The sequence below is a fragment of the Rhizobium sp. SL86 genome (genome assembly GCF_026672545.1).
Classification (GTDB): domain Bacteria; phylum Pseudomonadota; class Alphaproteobacteria; order Rhizobiales; family Rhizobiaceae; genus Neorhizobium.
Genome location: NZ_JAPPRJ010000001.1, coordinates 688,329 through 706,419, shown reverse-complemented (window position 1 = coordinate 706,419; position 18,091 = coordinate 688,329). Strand labels below are relative to the sequence as shown.

The following is an 18,091-nucleotide window of genomic DNA, read 5'->3' as shown; positions in this document are numbered from 1 at the left end:
ATAGCAGCTCTTCGGCAAGGGATCGAACGCTCATCGAAAGGAAAGCTGGAAACGGCGGCCATGAATCAGGCCATGCGCGTTCTGGTTCGCATGGCGCGCGCGCGGCTGGTTGATCGTGCTGCAGAACACACGAACATGCCGAAACCGTTTGTGCGTGACATGACGACGGCGGCCTTCAACGCTGGGGGCAACACGGCCTATGTAACCTTTACCGCCGGATGGATTGCGCTCTACAAGCTGGGCGCGGTGCAGGCTGCCACAGGGACCTATGTTAACACGCGCGGCGAATACGAGGGCGCTTTCATCGCCGGCATGAAAAGCGGCCATGCGGGCGTCTTCAAGCGCATCGCCGGAACGCAGATGACCTCTGCACCGGAAAGCAGCCGCAAGCCCGGCCAGTATGTGAAGCGCCAGAAGATTCGCGAGTTGCACGGCGCAAATCCCGCCAACGCCATCACGAACAATCCGGATCTGTATCTCGAAGTGGTGGCGCAACTGATCGAAGAGCATCTCTATCCGCAGGCGGAAAGGGCCATCGATCGCGCGTTCGCACGACTGACGGGAAGGTAAGACGATGGCAAACAGAAAGATCAAAGCCGAGGTTGAGATCGGCGCGAAGGACAATACCGACAAGGCGTTCAAATCCGTCGCGCTGCGCATGGGGCAGGTAGAACGGCAGATTTCGAAGTTCAACAAGACCGCCTCGGAATTCAATCGCAAGGTGGAATCCATCAACCGGGCGACCTCCGGGCGGGCGAACGGCTTCGCCTGGCAGCAGATGAAGCAGGTTGGTTCGCAGATGGAGGCGGCAGCCGTGGCCGTGCGTGCGGGCGTGGCCGGCATCGGTGCGGCGGCGGTAGGGGCAGGCGTCAAATCCGCCATCGTCGATTTTGCCGCTCTGGAACGGCAGATGACGCGGATCGGCCTCACGGCGGGCGTCTCGAAGGAAGAGACGGACGAAGCGCTTCAGGAGATGCAGCGGCAGGCGAAGGCGCTCGCCTTGCCGCTCTCCGAAGTGCATGACGCGCTGCAGGTGATGACAAGTGCGGGCATGGGTTTCAAGGAAGCTATGGCCTTCCTGCCGTCCGTGCTGGCGACGACGCAGGCCGCCGGATCTTCCGCGGCGGAAATGGCAAACACTACCGTCCAGGCGGCCGGCGCGCTGAAGATTTCCGCCAATGAGATGCAGCGGGCCTTCGATATCATCAACGAAGCCGGCAAGGCAGGTTCTTTCGAAGCAAAGGACATGGCAACCTATCTTCCCGGTTTCGCCAACTCGTTCGCAGCCCTGGGCTACACGGGAACGGAGGCGATCGGCGAACTTTCTGCCTATATGCAGACGCTTCGGGCACACACGTCCAATGCCTCCAAGGCTGCGACGCAAATGGAAAACATCCTGGCCAAGATGAATTCCGAGGAAACGCGCAACCGCTTCAAAAAATTCGGCATCAACCTTGAAGCCGAAATGAAGAAGCGCGCAGCTGCGGGTCAAAAGCCGCTCGAGGCGTTCATCGACCTCGCGCGAAAAGCTCTCAAAGGCGACTTGTCGAAGATTTCTCAGCTTTTTGGTGACGTGGAGTATCAGCAGGGCATGCTGTCGTTGATCGGCGATGTCGAGACCTATCGGAAAGTCATCGCCATCATCAACAGCTCCCGTGTCGATGGCAGCGTGCAGCGCGATAACCAGCGTCTGCTCGGCGAAACACAGGCAACCATCGACAGGCTGACCGAAAGCCTCAACCAGTTGAAGACCGGGATCGGCGCCGCCATTGCCCCCGCACTTCAACCGCTCATCGACGACGAGCTGAAGAAGCTGGATCTTTCGACGGCTCTCAACGCCGGCAAACGAAAGCGCGGCTACAGCCTTGCGCAGCAGTGGAACCCCTTCCTGACGGAAGAGGAGCGAATGCAACTGCCCTATGAAGGCGGTTATCGTGATCCGGCCTATGTGGCGGAATACTGGAACTGGCGTTACGGGCGCCCGGAAGGCGATCCTTCCAGGCCGAAAGCATCGACAGGGCGGCAGGGCGTGCCCGTGGTGTTGCCGGAGTTTCCCGGCGGCGGGCGCGGCTACACGGTCAAGACCATGCCGAACGGCGATGCTCCGATCCCGATTCCTCGCCCCTCGTTCGCAGCAGGTGGCGCCCGCAAGCCGCTCTTTGAGCCGGGTCTGCCACTTGCCGAGGTGCAGCGGCAAGCGGCGGCGACACCCGCTTACGTGGCAACGGATCTGCAGGCGCAATATGCGGCTTACGGCTCCGGCCGGCAGATGGCGGTGGACCGGATGGCCGACCTGAACGGCATGAATCCTTTCCGGGGTTTTGCCGAACGGCTTGAGGCGGCCTCGGCAAAGACGGCGGACAGCGGCGAAAAGGCAGGGCAGGCGATCGAGAAGGGCGCGCAGGCGCTGGACGAAAGCGGCAGCAGCCTGGTGGACGGTCTGCGCTCTGTCATTGCGGATTTTCGGCAGGCCATCCGCGAGCTGGGAGCGACGAAAGTGCAGGTGAGCGGTGCGAGTGCCGCCGGCGCCGCGATGGGGGGCATGCCGGGCAAGCCTGCGGTGAATGCCGATACCGGGCGAAGCATGCCGCCGGAAGGTTTCGGGCCTCGGTGAAACATTCTTCGGGAGAATGTTTGCGGAAAAAGTTGGCTTGGAAAACCTTTCCGAAAGGATTCGAAACGGTCCGGACTTCGGACCGTTTCCCGTGGGTGGGGAGTTTTCCCACCAACTGGCGAAATTAGCCGGTTGCCTTCAAGCGCAGCTTAAAAAATCCGACTCCAACGGAACTAGGACACCAAAAATTCACGATGATTTGCGACAATTTCCTCACACAAGCTTCGTGATATAGAGTTGATACGCGTCGAATTGCCTCGGAAACGTACTGGCTCTTGCCGAGTTAATTCCTATATGCAACGTATGAAAAAAAACAAAAAGTCCATGCAGGAGGCGAATGTGATGGCTCAGAGTGTAAGGATCGACCGTGACGCGTTCCGCAGGGGTGTCAACGACGTTATGACCTTTGCTCCGTTGCGAGATGCTGTGCGCAACGCAACCGACCTGTTTGGTGGCATGCGTCACCAGAATACGGAACGTGCGGAACGAGACGATACAAAGACCGGGAAAAACGTAAAAGAGCATGACGGAAAATCTACCTTCCGGAAGTGATCCCGTTTCACAAGACAATGAGAACGGTCGCCGTGATGGCGGCCGTTTTCTTGCTATCAATAACCTTCATTATCATGCCAACGAGATTTCAGAGCTTCGCCGGTTAGCGGAAACCAATCCCGAATTGGCCGAAAAAATCATTGATCAGCGCGACCGTTCTGAAGCACGTGTGGCTGCAAGCTATAATTTTGGCGTTGGTGCAACGGTTGTTCTGCTGACGATATTGTTGACTGCCGCAGTTGTAACGCTCGCATTCGGCGGCGTACTTCACCTATTAGTGCTGGTGGCGGTTCTACTCGCTGGGTCTTTTTTGGTCAGGGTCGTTCTCACCGGAGAATGGTCTGATACCAGTTGGTTTGGCAAGCTTGTGACCTCTATGATAAGCGTTTTGGGTGGTAAGGCGCCATCCGATGAGTAAAAGGCGCGAGCCATTCTGAGGTGTCGCAATCCCGAGTCCAGACACTGGAGGCGGCTTCAATCGGCCTTAATGGCCGGCCCGCTGGCCAGCTTGCGCAGGTGCTTCTCGATCTCGATCAGCGTTGCCAGCAGCCCGCACACGACAGCGGCAAGAGCAAAGCCGGCAATGAGGCCGATGATGGTGAAGGTTGGCATGGTGCCGTTCATGCTGTCGTAGCTATACCCGACCACAGCGCAGACGATGATCAGCGCCGCCGCAAGCAGATTGTTGAGTTGGTCAAGCGCATTGATCAGCATCTTGTTCATGGTGCAGCCCTCGATTGAATATCGAAGAGTGAAACAGACTTGTGCTTGCCTGTCGAGAGATGCGGCGACCTGAGTTCCGGAAATATCAGGTTATCGGCACTCAGGATTCGTCTTTCTCTTCCTTGCGAATCCTGTCGAGACCGCGTGCCAGTTCGATGAACTGGGGAAGCTTCGCGAGTTCTTCGGCAAGCTCCATGGCAACTTCGCGGGCGCTCTGAGTCCTTTCCGTGGTTGCTTCCGTCTCCGGCGCCGCGAACGTCTGTTCCAGGCGGTGGATGATCTCGGCATTCATCGATCGCCCGTTCTCATCAGCAGCTTGTCGGATACGATCGCGCATCCCCTCTGGAAAGCGCAGCATGAACTTGTCTTGAAAGGTTCGATTTTGATCTTCTGCCATGATGTCCTAATGACATCATTTTATGCTTGACGGCAATAATGTCCTTAGGACATATTGCGGTGGTGTCCTAATGACATCATATTCGAAGGAAGTGAGCAGTGATCCAGCAAACAAGACGATCGGATAAGTTTCCTCTGCGCCTGTCTGACGGACTGCGGGAAGCCATCAAGCGGTCCGCGACGGAAAATGGTCGCTCCATGAATTCGGAAATCGTTTTCCGTCTGACACGTGCATACGAACTGGCACAGCCAGAGACGCAAAAAGCCGACGCTACGGCCTGACAAACCAGCGTCGGAATTGATCAACCCACATTGAGGAAGGATTGCAGGGATGTTCAACACACCCAGCGAAGCCGGCTGCGCGAATGGTGCCAGCCATCAGGACAAGACCGCAAAAGAGCTGCTGGATGCGGCTTACCTCGATCTGCGCCGCGTTCTGGCCGTTACTCGGCTGGCAACTGTTGCGCTTCAGGATCTTGATGAGCGTGTATCCGTGGATGTCGAGACCTTCAAGCTGCGCGCCCGTGATGTCATCGAGGTGCTGGAAGGGATTGAAGCTCCGCTTGAAAAGGCGATGACCGGCATCGACGAGGCGTGCCTGGCTTTGCCTGATAGCGGCGCGGAAGGGGCGGCGTCGTGAAAATGGATCTTACCCGGAAGGAAGATTTCGAAGGCCTGTTCGAGCGGCTGACGAAAACAAGGATTGCCGATCTGGATGACGGTCAACTGCGGTGGATCTTTTCCGCCTTCACCTATCAGGCGGATTTGATGCTCGTCGAGATGACGCGGCGGGGCATGATTGGGGTGCTTGATGGTGCGCCCGTTGTGCCCTTCGAAATGCCGGACGGCTGCGAATGGCCGCAAACGGTGATGACCGGGGCGCCGCTGCCTGACCCGGTGTCCCGGCATTGATTGGCTTTATACACAGAAACGTTATCGCATATTTTAGTATGCAATATTGACGTGCGCGAAGTTTGCGCGCCTGATATGCGCATATTGAAGTATGCGAAATGGAGTTCGCGCCATGGAAGTTCGCCTCTCGGTGTTTGCGGAGATCGTCGGCACCACCACTGCCACCATCCGCAATGCTATCCAGCTCAACAAGCTGCCTTTCCTGGATACGCATAGTCAAAGCGAGTCCACGAAAGAGGGCACCGTGTCGCGGCGCCTCTATTCGGTCTCTGATGCTTTCGGATGGTTCCTTCAGGATACGTTGGGCATGGTTTTGCCCATGGGGCAGTGGGCAATTGCGGGCGCCTTGCAGACCTCCTATCGCCATGGCCTCCGCCACTACATCAACGACCGCCTCGCAAGTGCTGAGACATCAGACTTTTATTTGGTTCTCGCGAAAGGTCTGCCGAAGGCTTCAGGATTGATTGGCGGTGTTCCTGAGTGGTCGTTTTCCACGTGGGTTTGCAGCTCCGAAGCGGTTGCGGACTACCGCAAGAATTATCCGGTCGTGACCGAAATCCATCTTGAACCACTGTTCTCCCTCTTCGTCGAGACGCTGCGTCTGCGCGGCTGGTCAATCGACGCGGATGGTTTCCGCAAGATCAGCGATGGCGAGGCCTGACCATGGCGAAGTCCGCAACGCGCAAGGCGCCCGACACGGACAATCTGCGGCGGAACTGGTCGTTCAAGCCGGATACGCTGGACGAAGAACAGCGTACAGTGTGGGCGGTGGCTGCAACGGAAACGCCCGTTCGCACCTGGTACGGTTCGGAGCTTCTTCGCTGCCAGCGGACTGCCATCGACGCCGGACGGATGAAGCTGCTTCCGGTGATCGACACGCATGACCGCTCCAGCATTCTCAACACGCTGGGGCAGGTGGTGGAACACCAGATCGAAGGCCGCAGCCTGCTGGTGAAGATTGCCTTTGCCGACAGTGAACGCGGGCGCCACGCCTTCGACCTGGTGCGCAGCGGCATCGTGAACAAGGTATCCGTGGGATACCGCATTCATGATTACGAGGAACAGAGGGCGTCTGACGGCTCGACGCTTCTGACGGCCACACGCTGGGAGCCGATCGAAGTCTCGCTGGTGAGTGTGCCGGCAGATCCTAACGCAACAATACGAGGTGTTACAATGGCAGGACGAACCGGAGGTTCGCGGCGTGCGGCCGCGCGTGACCAGATCCACGACCAGCAGGGCAACGAGCTGGAGAACGAGCGCGGTGCGCTGAATGACGACGATGACGATGACGGCACGCGGACGGTGGTTCCGCGCACCCGTGCTTTTCAGCGGCAGCTCGATGACCTGCAGGCGCTGGCCATCCGCAACGGCCTGCGCTCGGCAGAGATCGAAGACGAATTCGATGGTGTGCGTTCGATCGACGAAGCCCGGAACATCGTATTCCGGATGCTGGACGAGCGGACGAACCGCACCCGCACGTCTCCGATCCACGGTGGCGGTGATCGGCCTTCGGATGCCGATCAACTGCGGGGCCATGTGGTCGATGTGCTGGCGGCGCGTCTGTCCGGTGGTGTCACTCCGGAGGGCAACCCCTTCCGCAGTGCGAGCCTGATCGAGGTCGGGCGCAGCTATCTGGAAGCGCAGGGCGTTTCGGTGCGTGGCTGGAATGATGCCGATGTGGCTGGCTACCTCGTCGAAGGCCGCGGCCCGAATATGGAATTCGGCGTCCGCTCGCACACGACCTCCGATTTCCCGTTGCTTCTCCAGGCCGCCGGCAACCGAGCGCTGCTCGATCGCTACACGCCGATGGCTTCGCCGATCAAGCGGCTTTCGCATCAGCGCGACGTGAAGGATTTCCGCCGCATGACCTTCATTCGGCCTGGCGAAGCGCCGCGTCTGGAAAAGGTTCCTGAAGGAGGAGAGGTCAAGTATGGCACGCTTAAGGAAAGCGGGCAGGGCCTCAAGATTGATACATACGCCAAGATGTTCGCGTTGACGCGTCAGGCAATCATCAATGACGATCTCGGCGCTTTCACCGATTTTCTGAGTGCCTTTGCTCAGTCGGCAGCGGAGACGGAAGGCGATCTTCTGTTCGGTGTCCTGTCCGCCAATTCCTACGGCGGCGCGACGATGGACGATACGCTTCCGCTGTTCCATGCCGACCACGGCAACCTTGCCGCATCTGGCTCGACGATTGACGAGGCCAGTGTGACGGCGGCGCGGACGGCGATGCGGCTTCAGAAGAACATCAACGGCACGGGAACGGCTGGCGTGACGCCTGCGGTGATCCTGGTGGGTCCGAAGATGGAAACGGTCGCGGAAAAGTTCGTCGCCTCGATCAGTGCCACCAGCACCAGCAACGTGAACCCCTTTGCGGGCAAGTTGCGGGTGGAAGTCGAAAACCGTTACGACGGTTTTGGATGGTGGCTGTTTGCGGAACCGCAGCAGCGCCCGGCGCTGGTGCACGGATACCTGTCCGGACAGAACGGCCCGCAGGTGGAATCGCAGAACGGGTGGAACGTCCTGGGCACGGAAATGCGTTGTGTTCTCGATTTCGGTTGCGCTCCCTTCGACTTCCGGGCGGCCTATTTCAACCCCTGGAACGGGTCCTGATCACACGGAATTCGTCCGGCTTCTAGCGCGGCCGGGCGGGTAACGGGGCGAGGTTCTGGACTGCCTCTCCCCATTTGGCCAGCTTCCTCTTCTGGCCGGGTGCCTTGTTTCTTAGCGGATGGCGAGGCACCCATTTTTTCACACGGACGCGAGACGATGGCCAAAGCTTCAACCTTCAGAAAATCGGATCTCACGCGGGCCATCGAAGCCACGCGCGCGGGCGGCGTTCCTGTCGGGCGGATCGAGATCGAAGGCTCCAAGATCGTGATCGTTGCGGCAAGCGAGGCGGCGGCCTCCGACGACGCCCTCGATAAATGGATGCGGGACAATGCGCGTTAAGCTCAAAGGGCTGAACAAGGTCAGGAAGACGCTCGCGAACGGCGAGACGGTGACATACTGGTACGCCTGGAAGGGCGGGCCACGGCTTCCGGGAAGGCCGGGAGATCACGAATTCATGGCAGCCTACAATGAAGCCGTGGCGCGCAAGGTGCAGCCGCAGGCCGGGACGCTGCAGACGATCCTCAACGGGTTTCAGGACAGCGCTGATTGGGATGACCTCGCGCCGCGAACCCAGAAGGATTACATAAAACTCATCAAGGTCGTCGAAGCCAAGTTCGGCACGTTTCCGCTGTCGGCGCTGGGGGACCGGCGCGCACGCGCGATCTTCATGGCGTGGCGGGACGAGCGGGCGAAGGCATCGCGCCGACAGGCCGATTACGGCTGGCAGGTGCTGGCGCGAATCCTGTCCTGGGCACATGGGCGCGGCCTGGTGGTGGCGAACCCGTGTGAGAAGGGCGGGCGCCTGTATCGCGGTTCGCGCGCCGAAATTGTCTGGACGGATGCCGACGAGGCCGCCTTCCTGGCCCTTGCGCCGCTGCACCTACATCTGGCGTTGATCCTGGCGCTGTGGACTGGCCAACGGCAGGGGGACCTCCTGATGCTGACATGGCCGCAATATGATGGCGAGACCATTCGCCTCGTCCAGGGCAAGACACGCACCCGTGTGGTGATCCCGGTCGGGGCGCCGCTGAAGGCAGCACTTGATGCAGCTCGCCAGAAGATCGGCAAGGTGCTGCTGAACAGCGACGGCGAGGAATGGACACCGGACGGCTTCCGCACGTCATGGCGCAAGGCCTGCGCAAAGGCTGGCGTCGTGGGTGTGACCTTCAACGATCTGCGGGGAACGGCTGTCACGCGCCTGGCGATCGCCGGATGCACCGAGGCGGAAATCGCGACCATCACCGGACACAGCCTGCGGGACGTGCGGTCGATTCTTGACGCGCACTACCTCAACCGCGATCCGCAGCTTGCTCAAAACGCAATCCGGAAGCTCGAAGCGAGAACAAAATCTCCCAACTGAGTTTCCAACTGACCTTAAATGTTCTGCTGAACGGAGGGAAAAACGCTAGGATAATCAAGTGGCTGGGGAACCTGGATTCGAACCAAGATTAACGGAGTCAGAGTCCGTCGTTCTACCATTGAACTATTCCCCAATCGTCCAAGGCGGTTTGCCTCAGGATTGGAGCGGTCAGCCTTTGTTGCCGTGCAACGAAAGTCCGTGTGGCGATGCCCGACCGCTTCGTGGGCGCTTTCTAGCAGATTCTGCCGGGTGATCAAGGGGCGTTTGACACTTTTTCGACAGTTGTCCCGAGGCGGTGAATCGGTGTGGCGGCAGGACACGGCGTCTTGGGGTTTGGTGCCGGGTGGTGTTGGTGGGGAAGGGGCATGTTCTTCAGGCGGCATGGCCTCAGCCTATCCTGTTCTCGTCTCCTGCTACCTTCCCTTGCAGACGGCATTGCTCGGGCGCGTGACAAAGCCATTGGCGAAATCGTCCGTCACTGTTATCCTAGGGGCAACGAAACAGATGAGTGCCGCAGCGGGCTTTTCCGAACACGCTCTTGCGCGGCCAGATGGACAGATCCGTGATGAACCCCGACAGCGGCGGCAAGCCGCCCGAAGGCGGGGCGTCGGCAGACAACCGGCCGGGTGGTAAAGCCGCCCGCCGGCGGAAGGGGAAGCGGGGCGGCAAGCCGCCTGCCGCCGTTCCCGTCGTGCGTGGCAGCGATTCGATCGACAGCCACGCTGCCCGACGTCCTGAAACGCAGGAGACCAAACCGCCCCGCAAGCGCAAGCGGCGCCGTGCGCGCGCTGTGGAAGCCGTACGTGATGGCGGGCGTCAGCCCTCCTCGGTGCAGGATGCGGTTGCCGAACGTGCGCCACAGCCGTCTCAGGAAACGCCAGGCTCCAGCCCTCAACCGGGTGCCGGGCGCCGGCGAAACCGCGGCAAAAAGAAAAGCGAGGCCCGTGGCCCGCAGGGGCGCCCGCTCGTGCCGCACGGCAAGCCGCAGCATGGCAAGGGCGGCGGTCGGCATCAGGGACACCAAGGACATCACGGGCCTGCCAGCAAGCAGGGTCAAACGGCGGTCAACCGCGGCGACCAGCCCCCCCCGGCACCATCGGCACGCAGCGCGCCGGACCATCGCGGCAGTCATTATGGTGGCCATCACGCACGGCCGCAGCCGGATGTCGAGAGCGCGGACTCCTTGCGCCGTCGCTCCGGCCCGGACGATCTTTACGCCGCGCTGGATCTCGGCACCAACAATTGCCGCCTGCTGATTGCCCAGCCCACGCGGCCCGGCCAGTTCCGCGTCGTTGATGCCTTTTCGCGCATCGTGCGCCTGGGCGAGGGGCTTGCCAGAACCGGCCGCCTGTCATCCGAAGCCATGGATCGTGCGGTCGAAGCACTGCGCGTCTGCGCGGCAAAACTCGCCACACGGCAGATCCGCAAAATGCGGCTGATCGCCACCGAAGCCTGCCGTGCCGCGGCCAATGGCGAGGAATTCCTTGAACGGGTCACGCGCGAGACGGGGCTGAAGCTCGAAATCATCGATCGCGAGACCGAAGCGCGGCTTGCCGTTTCCGGCTGCTCGTCGCTGGTCGGGCGCGAGGCCCGCTCCGTCGTGCTCTTTGATATCGGCGGCGGCTCGTCGGAAATCGCCGTCATCCGCATCCGCGACAACCGCTCCAGCCGGCTGGCGAACCACATCACCCATTGGACCTCGCTGCCAGTCGGCGTCGTGACCCTCTCCGAACGCCACGGCGGACGCAACGTGACGCCGGATGTCTTCGCGGCCATGGTTGCCGAGGTGGAAACCATGCTGGAAGGGTTTCATTGCCCGGGCCTCAGCAGCGGCGACGAGGATTTTCATCTGATCGGCACTTCCGGCACGGTGACAACGCTTGCCGGCGTGCATCTCGATCTGCCGCGTTATGACCGGCGCAAGGTGGATGGACTCTGGCTCTCGGACCAGGAGGTTTCTGCCATGCAGGCAAAACTTCTGTCCTGGGATTTCGAGGGCCGCGCCTCCAACCCCTGCATCGGGCCGGATCGTGCCGATCTGGTGCTTGCGGGCTGCGCCATTCTGGAGGCGATCCGCCGGCGCTGGCCGAGCCGGCGCATGCGGGTGGCCGATCGCGGCCTGCGCGAAGGACTGTTGACGGATATGATGGCCGATGATGGTGTCTGGCGTCGGTTGAGACGCCGCCAGGCAGAACTGAACGCACAGGAAGCTCCGGAGAAGAGCCGATGACAAAGACGCCGATCGGCCGCAAGCTCGGCCAGAAGGTGAAGAAGGGCAAGCTGAAGGCGTCGTCGCGCCGCTGGCTCGAACGTCACATCAACGATCCTTACGTGCAGCGGGCAAAGCTTGAAGGCTATCGCGCGCGCGCCGCCTTCAAGCTTCTGGAAATCGACGAAAAACACCAGGTTCTGAAGGGCGCGCGGCGCATCATCGATCTGGGCGCCGCACCCGGCAGCTGGTCGCAGATTGCCGCCAAGGTCACCGGCTCGACGGAAGAGGATGTCCGGGTCGCCGCGATCGATTTCCTCGAAATGGCGCCGATCCCCGGCGTGAAGATCCTGCAGCTCGATTTTCTCGATCCCGCCGCGCCGGACCTCCTGATGGAGGCGGTTGGCGGCACCCCGGATCTCGTGATGTCCGACATGGCGGCCCCCACCACCGGCCACCAGAAGACCGACCACCTGCGCACCATGCATCTGTGTGAAGTGGCGGCGCATTTCGCCATCGAGGTTCTGGGCGAGGGCGGCCATTTCCTGGCAAAAACCTTCCAGGGCGGCACGGAGCGCGAGCTGCTGACGCTTCTGAAGCAGAATTTCCGCCAGGTCCTGCACATCAAGCCGGCCTCGTCCCGCTCGGAATCGGTCGAGATGTTCCTGCTGGCCAAGGGGTTCAAGGGGCGCCGCGCCGTGCGTCCGGATGCCGCCGACGAAGAGGTTCCTTCGGCGGATGAGGCGGAGGCGTAAACGCCTCCCTTATTCCCCCGGCACCTCGGCTGTCTGCTGGTAACGCCGATGGCCGGAAACGCCGGAGCCGGCATTGGCGGGCAGCGACAGCAGCGGCAGAAGTGCGGCCAGCGACACGCCGGCCACCAGATAGAAGGCCAGGTGAAAATCGGCGAGCTGCAGGTGCGAGCCGGAGAGGTAGGACGAGGCCTCCAGCACGAAGGCGGCAAAGGCCACGCCCAGCGCCAGGCTGACCTGCTGCAGCACGGAGCTGATCGAGGTGGCCTGGCTTGCCTCGTGGTCCTCGATCTCGGAGTAGCTCAGCGCATTGGTGCCGGTGAAGAACATCGAACGCGCCAGCCCCGAGGCAAACAGGAAGAGGATGATCAGCGCCTGCGGCGTTGCCTCCGTAAACAGTCCGTTGACGGCGGTGGTCGCTGCCCCCGCCACGCTTGCGCCGATCAGCGTGGTGCGGAAACCGGTCGCGGCAAACAGCCGTTTGGCGACGAATTTGACGGTGAGCGCTCCGAGCGCGCCGGCAAAGGTGGTGAGGCCCGACTGGAAAGGTGTCATGCCGAAGGAAAGCTGCAGCATCAGCGGCATCAGGAAGGGCACCGCGCCGGTCGCGATACGAAACAGCGTCCCGCTGGCGGTTGCCGCCCGGAAGGCCTGGTTGCGAAACAAGGACAAAGCCAGGATCGGCGCCGGGTGTATCCGCTGGTGACGCAGGTATAACCCGCCGCAGATCAGGCCGATCGCCGTGGTGGCAATGCCGACGGCGGGCGGCAGGGCCGGCAGGCTCACCACCGACAGGCCGAAGACCGTGCCGGCAGCGGCGAGCGAAATCAGCAGGAAACCGGTGATGTCGAGTGGCGGCGTCTCGCGGCGCTCAATCTCCGGCAGATGGATGGTGGCAAGCCAGATGCCGATCACGCCGACCGGCACATTGATGAGAAAGATCCAGTGCCAGGTGAAATAGGTGGTGATGAAACCGCCGACGGGCGGGCCGGTCAGTGGCCCGACAAGCGCCGGTATCGTCAGAAGGGCCATGGCCGAGACGAGATCCTTCCTCTCCGTCGTGCGCAACAGCACCAGGCGCCCGACCGGCGTCATCATGGCGCCGCCCATGCCTTGCAGGAAACGGGACACGACAAATTCCACGACGGATGACGAGACCGCGCAACAGATGGAACCCACCATGAACACCAGGATGGCCAGGCGGAAGATCGATTTTGCGCCGAACTTGTCGGCCATCCAGCCGCTGATCGGGATGAAGACGGCCAGCGCCACCATGTAGGAGGTAAGCGCCAGCTTGAGCGTGATCGGTCCGACCCCGAGATCGGTCGCGATCGCCGGCAGGGCCGTGGAGATGACGGTGGAATCCATCTGCTCCATGAAGAGCGCGACGGCGAGGATGAGCGGAACGATGCGGTTCATGGGGGCAGGGATCATCATGAGGGGATGCTGGTTCTTACCTACGCCGGCCAAACGCGTATTGCCACAACAATCACAGGTTCCTGAACGGGGAATCACGACTACGTGAGACCGGTTTTCGGCGACCTGTGGCACCATATCTCTGCCAACGACCGGAAGTTCAAACCAGGCACAAACATGGCAAGGCGCGGTTACGGTCCCGCGTTGCGGAGGTTTTAGATGGCACAGGTGACAATGGGACGGCGGGCCCTTCTGGGATCCGCAGGGGTAAGCATGCTGGCCGCACCGGCAATCCTGTCGGGACAAGCAATGGCACAGAGCAGCCAGCCGGCTGCCGCGGATGGAAAGATGACAGCCACAATGCCGCCGCCGACGGATATGTTCAAGGTGGGCGAGTTTGAGGTCCTGGTGGTGCGTGATGGCGCGCGTGCGTCCGGAAAGCCCAACGAAATCTTCGGCACGAACCAGAGCGCGGAAACGGTTGGTGCGCTGCTTCAGGAAAACTTCCTGCCGGCGGATAATTTCGTCAATTCCTTCGCGCCGACGCTGATCAAGGCCGGCAACGAGGTTGTCCTCTTCGACACCGGTTTTGGGGCTGGGGGTCGCGCCAATGGCATGGGCCGTCTTCAGGATGGCATGAAGCTCGCCGGTTACCAGCCGGAGGATGTCACGGTCGTTGTACTGACCCATCTGCACGGCGACCACATCGGCGGCCTGATGGAAAGCGGCAAACCGGCCTTTCCGAATGCGCGTTATGTCACCGGGCAGGCGGAATATGATTTCTGGACGAACACGGCGCGTGTCGGCACGCCGGCAGAGGGGGGGCACAAGGCGGTGCTTGCCAACGTCAAGCCGCTCGCCGACAAGATGACCTTCATCGGTGACGGTGCCTCGGTGGTCTCGGGCATTACCAGCATGGCCGCCTTCGGCCATTCGCCGGGCCACATGATCTACAACATCGAATCCGGCGGACGCCGTCTGATCCTGACAGCCGATACCGCCAACCACTTCGTTCTGTCGCTACAGCGTCCGGATTGGGAAGTGCGTTTCGACATGAACAAGGAAATGGCGGCGGCGACCCGCAAGAAGGTCTTCGACATGATCGCCACCGACAAGGTGGCTTTCGTCGGCTACCACATGCCATTCCCGGCGGTCGGTTACGTCGAAAAGCAGGAGACGGGTTACCGCTTCGTGCCGAAGAGCTACCAGTTCGAGATCTGAACCTCGGCTGAAAGCCTGAAGAAGGCCGGCGCTGTCAAGCGCCGGCCGGAACATGACCGTTTGGTCATGCTGGATTAGATTTTGTTCATATTGATCTGGATCACGCGGGTATGCGGGACGGCGCTGTTAGCCTGTGTCCATCATCACCGAGGAGATCGATCATGAAACGCAGTCTTTCCATTCTGTCCCTGTGCGCCGCCAGCCTCTTGTCCGGGGTCTTCTACACGGCCACCGCGCATGCCGCGCCGCTGGATCTCAAGGCCGAACAGGCCCTCATCCGGGCGCTGGAAGATGAATACAATGCCGAGGCCTTCTATGATGCGGTCATCGCGAAGTTCGGTGCGGTTCGGCCTTTCGTCAACATCATCGAGGCCGAGCGCAAACATGCGGCGGCCCTGACGGACCTGATGCAGCGTTACGGTATCGAGGTGCCCGTCAATGCAAGCCTCGGCTCCGCTAGCGTCAAGACCGCGGTGCCGGCCACGCTGGCGGAGGCCTGTCGTCTGGGGGTCTCGGCGGAAATCGCCAACCGCGATCTTTATGCCAAGGAACTCATGCCGGCTGCCGCGAACCATGCGGATATCCTGCGCGTTTTCGACGCTCTGCGGGCGGCTTCGGAGAACAATCACCTGCCGGCCTTCGAGCGCTGTGCGGCGCGCAACTGATGCCGGATCATGACGTGAGGATGAAATTCTGCCGTCGCGCAGCATTTTGCAGCCGATGGCAGTTTTCATCCTCATGAAAGCGTGTTACCAGCCCTCGCCAACTTCCCATTCCCGAAGACCGCATCCGGTGGCCTCCCGACCGGACGGACTTCCTTTACTGAAGGAAATTGGCATGGCACGCATTGTAGAATCCGCAACCGGCGCAGAAGCGCTTACCTTCGACGACGTGCTGCTGCAGCCCGGTCATTCCGAAGTCATGCCGGGCCAGACGAATATCGCAACGCGCATTGCCCAGGACATCGAGCTCAACCTCCCGATCATCTCGTCGGCCATGGACACGGTGACCGAGGGACGGCTGGCCATCGCCATGGCGCAGTCCGGCGGCATCGGCGTCATCCATCGCAACCTGACGCCCGTCGAACAGGCGGAGCAGGTTCGCCAGGTGAAGAAGTTCGAAAGCGGCATGGTGGTCAACCCGGTCACCATCGGCCCGGAAGCAACGCTTGCCGAAGCCAAGGCGCTGATGAGCGCGCATGGCATTTCCGGTATCCCCGTGGTGGAAGGAGCAAGCCGCCCCGGCCGTCTCGTCGGCATTCTGACCAATCGCGATGTGCGTTTTGCCTCCGATCCCAATCAGAAGATTTATGAACTGATGACGCGGGAAAACCTCGTCACCGTGAAGGACGGTGTCGAGCAGCAGGAGGCCAAGCGGCTTCTGCATTCGCACCGCATCGAAAAACTGCTGGTGGTCGACAATGAAGGCCGCTGCATCGGCCTGATCACCGTCAAGGATATCGAGAAGTCGCAGTTGAACCCGCATGCCTCCAAGGATGCGCAGGGCCGCCTGCGTGTCGCGGCAGCCATCTCCACCGGCGACGACGGGCGCGAGCGGGCCGAGCGGCTGATCGAGGCCGGCGTCGACGTGATCGTCGTCGATACGGCGCATGGTCATAGCCAAAAGGTGCTGGATGCGGTGGCTGAGGTGAAGAAGATGACGAACTCCGTTCGTATCATCGCCGGCAATGTCGCAACCGGTGACGGTACCCGCGCGCTGATCGATGCCGGCGCCGATTGCATCAAGGTCGGCATCGGCCCGGGCTCCATCTGCACCACGCGCGTGGTGGCCGGTGTCGGCGTGCCACAGCTCGCCGCCGTTATGGCCGCGGTGGAAGAAGCCAACAAGCACGGCATCCCGGTGATCGCCGATGGCGGCATCAAATTTTCCGGCGATGTGGCAAAGGCGATTGCCGCCGGCGCCTCTGCCGTCATGGTCGGCTCGCTGCTCGCCGGCACGGATGAAAGCCCAGGCGAGGTCTATCTGTACCAGGGCCGTTCCTTCAAGGCCTATCGCGGCATGGGCTCCGTCGGTGCCATGGCCCGCGGTTCGGCAGATCGGTATTTCCAGGCGGAAGTGCGCGACACGCTGAAGCTGGTGCCGGAAGGTATTGAAGGCCAGGTTCCCTACAAGGGACCGGTTTCTGCGGTTCTGCATCAGCTCGCTGGCGGCCTGAAGGCAGCCATGGGTTATGTCGGCGGCCGGGATATCCCGGATTTCCAGCAGAAGGCCACCTTCGTGCGCATCTCCGGTGCGGGCCTGCGTGAAAGCCATCCGCACGGTGTGACGATCACCCGCGAAAGCCCGAACTATCCGGGCGCCGGCAGTTAAGTCGGTTGCGATGAACGACGGGCGGCGGCCCATTGCCAGCCGCCCGCGCTCGGTTATTCTCCCGTCGTCGGCGATCCTGCCGGCATTCTTGGGGGAATACATGAAGAGATTATTTGCTTGCGCTCTGTTTGCCGCAGCGTCCCTGTCCCATGCACAGGCGCAGACGGTCGAGGCCGGGCTCTACGATGTCTCCGGCACCAATCTGGACGGCTCGAAATACAGCGGAACGGCACGAATCAAGCTGACGAGCGAGACCACCTGCTCGATCGAATGGAAGACCGGGTCGACCGAGTCCGTCGGTATCTGCATGTTGCATGAAGATGCCTTTGCTGCCGGTTATGTCCTGGGCGACAGTGTCGGTCTGGTCATCTACCAGGTGAAGCGTGGTGGCGTACTGGATGGCGTATGGACCATCTCCGGCGAAGACGGTGCCGGCACGGAAGTCTTGCGCCTGCGCAAGTGAGCGGGCCATAACGCAAACGATCGCGGGCGATCTGCCCGCGATCACCGTTCGTCAAGCAAACATCGGAGACCCCTGATCCATGATAACCAATGAAGCCATGATCTGGCCGATGATTGCGCATGTGATGCTGGTCTTTACGCTCTACGTGCTCCTGTCGCGCCGGCGGGTGGCGGCGGTCAAGGCGGGCCGTGCAACGGTCTCGCAGTTTCGCGAGAACCTGAAGGAGCCGGAAGACAGCCTCTTTGTGCACAACAACCTGAAAAACCAGTTCGAGCTGCCGATCTTCTTCCACATCGTCTGCGTCACGCTCTATGTGGTGCAGGGCGATAACCTCGCCACGGTGGCGCTGGCCTGGGGTTTCGTCGTTTCGCGTTATCTGCACGCCTATATTCACGTAACGACGAACCGGATCCGCCACCGCCGCCCGGCCTTTATCGCCGGCGTTGTCTGCCTGTCGCTGCTGTGGATCTGGCTCGGCATCTGGCTGGCCTTCAACTGAACCGCAAGGCCTTTGCGGCAGATCAAACTG

Annotated in this window: 21 protein-coding genes and 1 tRNA gene; 18 read left to right on the top strand and 4 right to left on the bottom strand. The window is 61.3% G+C overall.

Going from position 1 to position 18,091, the window contains the following annotated elements:
* The first annotated feature begins 60 nt into the window (after positions 1 to 60).
* The 4 genes from OU993_RS03710 (at position 61) to OU993_RS03695 (ending at position 3,584) form a co-directional block, all read left to right on the top strand.
* On the top strand, positions 61 to 570 hold the full coding sequence (locus tag OU993_RS03710) for a hypothetical protein (protein ID WP_268154907.1): 510 nt from the start codon (positions 61 to 63) through the stop codon (positions 568 to 570).
* A gap of 4 nt (positions 571 to 574) precedes the next feature.
* Positions 575 to 2,614: a phage tail tape measure protein gene (locus OU993_RS03705; RefSeq protein WP_268154906.1), complete on the top strand. Its 2,040-nt coding sequence runs from the start codon at positions 575 to 577 to the stop codon at positions 2,612 to 2,614.
* Positions 2,615 to 2,908: 294 nt separating this feature from the next.
* Positions 2,909 to 3,166, top strand: coding sequence for a hypothetical protein (locus OU993_RS03700; RefSeq protein WP_268154905.1), 258 nt, complete (start codon positions 2,909 to 2,911; stop codon positions 3,164 to 3,166).
* Complete coding sequence (locus OU993_RS03695) at positions 3,138 to 3,584, top strand: hypothetical protein (RefSeq protein WP_268154904.1); 447 nt, start codon at positions 3,138 to 3,140, stop codon at positions 3,582 to 3,584. Before OU993_RS03700 ends, OU993_RS03695 begins: the two co-directional genes overlap by 29 nt.
* Before the next feature lie 56 nt (positions 3,585 to 3,640).
* Here OU993_RS03695 and OU993_RS03690 read toward each other — a convergent pair whose 3' ends face one another.
* Positions 3,641 to 3,889 (bottom strand): AtpZ/AtpI family protein, encoded by a 249-nt coding sequence (locus OU993_RS03690; protein WP_268154903.1) that lies wholly within the window; start codon positions 3,887 to 3,889, stop codon positions 3,641 to 3,643.
* A gap of 100 nt (positions 3,890 to 3,989) precedes the next feature.
* On the bottom strand, positions 3,990 to 4,286 hold the full coding sequence (locus tag OU993_RS03685; RefSeq protein ID WP_268154902.1) for an Arc family DNA-binding protein: 297 nt from the start codon (positions 4,284 to 4,286) through the stop codon (positions 3,990 to 3,992).
* Positions 4,287 to 4,384: 98 nt separating this feature from the next.
* Between OU993_RS03685 and OU993_RS28815 the strand changes: the two genes are divergently transcribed.
* The 7 genes from OU993_RS28815 (at position 4,385) to OU993_RS03655 (ending at position 9,170) form a co-directional block, all read left to right on the top strand.
* Positions 4,385 to 4,567 carry an Arc family DNA-binding protein gene (locus OU993_RS28815; RefSeq protein ID WP_442792860.1) on the top strand — a complete coding sequence of 61 codons (183 nt, stop codon included), beginning with the start codon at positions 4,385 to 4,387 and terminating at the stop codon, positions 4,565 to 4,567.
* A gap of 49 nt (positions 4,568 to 4,616) precedes the next feature.
* A complete protein-coding gene (locus tag OU993_RS03680; protein ID WP_268154901.1) occupies positions 4,617 to 4,925 on the top strand; it encodes a hypothetical protein in 309 nt (102 codons plus the stop codon).
* Complete coding sequence (locus OU993_RS03675; RefSeq protein WP_268154899.1) at positions 4,922 to 5,197, top strand: hypothetical protein; 276 nt, start codon at positions 4,922 to 4,924, stop codon at positions 5,195 to 5,197. Before OU993_RS03680 ends, OU993_RS03675 begins: the two co-directional genes overlap by 4 nt.
* Before the next feature lie 112 nt (positions 5,198 to 5,309).
* Positions 5,310 to 5,858 (top strand): hypothetical protein, encoded by a 549-nt coding sequence (locus OU993_RS03670; RefSeq protein WP_268154898.1) that lies wholly within the window; start codon positions 5,310 to 5,312, stop codon positions 5,856 to 5,858.
* A 2-nt stretch (positions 5,859 to 5,860) separates the two neighbouring features.
* Entirely contained in the window at positions 5,861 to 7,810 is a 1,950-nt protein-coding gene (locus OU993_RS03665) for a prohead protease/major capsid protein fusion protein (RefSeq protein WP_268154897.1), read from the top strand.
* A gap of 156 nt (positions 7,811 to 7,966) precedes the next feature.
* Complete coding sequence (locus OU993_RS03660) at positions 7,967 to 8,149, top strand: hypothetical protein (RefSeq protein WP_268154896.1); 183 nt, start codon at positions 7,967 to 7,969, stop codon at positions 8,147 to 8,149.
* Positions 8,139 to 9,170: a tyrosine-type recombinase/integrase gene (locus tag OU993_RS03655; protein ID WP_268154895.1), complete on the top strand. Its 1,032-nt coding sequence runs from the start codon at positions 8,139 to 8,141 to the stop codon at positions 9,168 to 9,170. Before OU993_RS03660 ends, OU993_RS03655 begins: the two co-directional genes overlap by 11 nt.
* Before the next feature lie 59 nt (positions 9,171 to 9,229).
* Here the strand turns inward: OU993_RS03655 and OU993_RS03650 are convergent.
* Positions 9,230 to 9,303, bottom strand: a tRNA-Gln gene (locus OU993_RS03650).
* A gap of 432 nt (positions 9,304 to 9,735) precedes the next feature.
* Here OU993_RS03650 and OU993_RS03645 point away from each other — a divergent pair.
* Both OU993_RS03645 and OU993_RS03640 read left to right on the top strand, forming a co-directional pair.
* Positions 9,736 to 11,400, top strand: coding sequence for a Ppx/GppA phosphatase family protein (locus OU993_RS03645; protein ID WP_268154894.1), 1,665 nt, complete (start codon positions 9,736 to 9,738; stop codon positions 11,398 to 11,400).
* A complete protein-coding gene (locus OU993_RS03640; protein WP_268154893.1) occupies positions 11,397 to 12,134 on the top strand; it encodes an RlmE family RNA methyltransferase in 738 nt (245 codons plus the stop codon). Before OU993_RS03645 ends, OU993_RS03640 begins: the two co-directional genes overlap by 4 nt.
* A gap of 9 nt (positions 12,135 to 12,143) precedes the next feature.
* Here OU993_RS03640 and OU993_RS03635 read toward each other — a convergent pair whose 3' ends face one another.
* Entirely contained in the window at positions 12,144 to 13,550 is a 1,407-nt protein-coding gene (locus OU993_RS03635; RefSeq protein WP_268154892.1) for a DHA2 family efflux MFS transporter permease subunit, read from the bottom strand.
* 231 nt (positions 13,551 to 13,781) lie between these two features.
* Here OU993_RS03635 and OU993_RS03630 point away from each other — a divergent pair, with 231 nt between their 5' ends.
* The 5 genes from OU993_RS03630 (at position 13,782) to OU993_RS03610 (ending at position 18,061) form a co-directional block, all read left to right on the top strand.
* Positions 13,782 to 14,768 (top strand): MBL fold metallo-hydrolase, encoded by a 987-nt coding sequence (locus OU993_RS03630; protein ID WP_442792924.1) that lies wholly within the window; start codon positions 13,782 to 13,784, stop codon positions 14,766 to 14,768.
* A gap of 161 nt (positions 14,769 to 14,929) precedes the next feature.
* Positions 14,930 to 15,433 carry a ferritin-like domain-containing protein gene (locus tag OU993_RS03625; protein ID WP_268154890.1) on the top strand — a complete coding sequence of 168 codons (504 nt, stop codon included), beginning with the start codon at positions 14,930 to 14,932 and terminating at the stop codon, positions 15,431 to 15,433.
* 172 nt (positions 15,434 to 15,605) lie between these two features.
* Positions 15,606 to 17,099: an IMP dehydrogenase gene (guaB, locus tag OU993_RS03620; RefSeq protein WP_268154889.1), complete on the top strand. Its 1,494-nt coding sequence runs from the start codon at positions 15,606 to 15,608 to the stop codon at positions 17,097 to 17,099.
* Between the two features lie 100 nt (positions 17,100 to 17,199).
* Complete coding sequence (locus tag OU993_RS03615) at positions 17,200 to 17,562, top strand: hypothetical protein (RefSeq protein WP_268154888.1); 363 nt, start codon at positions 17,200 to 17,202, stop codon at positions 17,560 to 17,562.
* Between the two features lie 82 nt (positions 17,563 to 17,644).
* Positions 17,645 to 18,061, top strand: a complete 417-nt coding sequence (locus tag OU993_RS03610) for an MAPEG family protein (protein ID WP_268157490.1) — start codon at positions 17,645 to 17,647, stop codon at positions 18,059 to 18,061.
* Positions 18,062 to 18,091: the final 30 nt, after the last annotated feature.

Excerpts from the sequence above, each read along its gene's own strand:
- OU993_RS03640 (WP_268154893.1), top strand. The coding sequence starts at position 11,397 with ATGACAAAGACGCCGATCGGCCGCAAGCTCGGCCAGAAGGTGAAGAAG.
- OU993_RS03615 (WP_268154888.1), top strand. The coding sequence starts at position 17,200 with ATGAAGAGATTATTTGCTTGCGCTCTGTTTGCCGCAGCGTCCCTGTCC.
- OU993_RS03630 (WP_442792924.1), top strand. The coding sequence starts at position 13,782 with ATGGGACGGCGGGCCCTTCTGGGATCCGCAGGGGTAAGCATGCTGGCC.
- OU993_RS03665 (WP_268154897.1), top strand. The coding sequence starts at position 5,861 with ATGGCGAAGTCCGCAACGCGCAAGGCGCCCGACACGGACAATCTGCGG.
- guaB (WP_268154889.1), top strand. The coding sequence starts at position 15,606 with ATGGCACGCATTGTAGAATCCGCAACCGGCGCAGAAGCGCTTACCTTC.
- OU993_RS03705 (WP_268154906.1), top strand. The coding sequence starts at position 575 with ATGGCAAACAGAAAGATCAAAGCCGAGGTTGAGATCGGCGCGAAGGAC.
- OU993_RS03645 (WP_268154894.1), top strand. The coding sequence starts at position 9,736 with ATGAACCCCGACAGCGGCGGCAAGCCGCCCGAAGGCGGGGCGTCGGCA.
- OU993_RS03635 (WP_268154892.1), bottom strand. The coding sequence starts at position 13,550 with ATGAACCGCATCGTTCCGCTCATCCTCGCCGTCGCGCTCTTCATGGAG.
- OU993_RS03670 (WP_268154898.1), top strand. The coding sequence starts at position 5,310 with ATGGAAGTTCGCCTCTCGGTGTTTGCGGAGATCGTCGGCACCACCACT.
- OU993_RS03680 (WP_268154901.1), top strand. The coding sequence starts at position 4,617 with ATGTTCAACACACCCAGCGAAGCCGGCTGCGCGAATGGTGCCAGCCAT.
- OU993_RS03660 (WP_268154896.1), top strand. The coding sequence starts at position 7,967 with ATGGCCAAAGCTTCAACCTTCAGAAAATCGGATCTCACGCGGGCCATC.
- OU993_RS03700 (WP_268154905.1), top strand. The coding sequence starts at position 2,909 with ATGCAACGTATGAAAAAAAACAAAAAGTCCATGCAGGAGGCGAATGTG.
- OU993_RS03710 (WP_268154907.1), top strand. The coding sequence starts at position 61 with ATGAATCAGGCCATGCGCGTTCTGGTTCGCATGGCGCGCGCGCGGCTG.
- OU993_RS03655 (WP_268154895.1), top strand. The coding sequence starts at position 8,139 with ATGCGCGTTAAGCTCAAAGGGCTGAACAAGGTCAGGAAGACGCTCGCG.
- OU993_RS03625 (WP_268154890.1), top strand. The coding sequence starts at position 14,930 with ATGAAACGCAGTCTTTCCATTCTGTCCCTGTGCGCCGCCAGCCTCTTG.
- OU993_RS03695 (WP_268154904.1), top strand. The coding sequence starts at position 3,138 with ATGACGGAAAATCTACCTTCCGGAAGTGATCCCGTTTCACAAGACAAT.
- OU993_RS03685 (WP_268154902.1), bottom strand. The coding sequence starts at position 4,286 with ATGGCAGAAGATCAAAATCGAACCTTTCAAGACAAGTTCATGCTGCGC.
- OU993_RS03690 (WP_268154903.1), bottom strand. The coding sequence starts at position 3,889 with ATGAACAAGATGCTGATCAATGCGCTTGACCAACTCAACAATCTGCTT.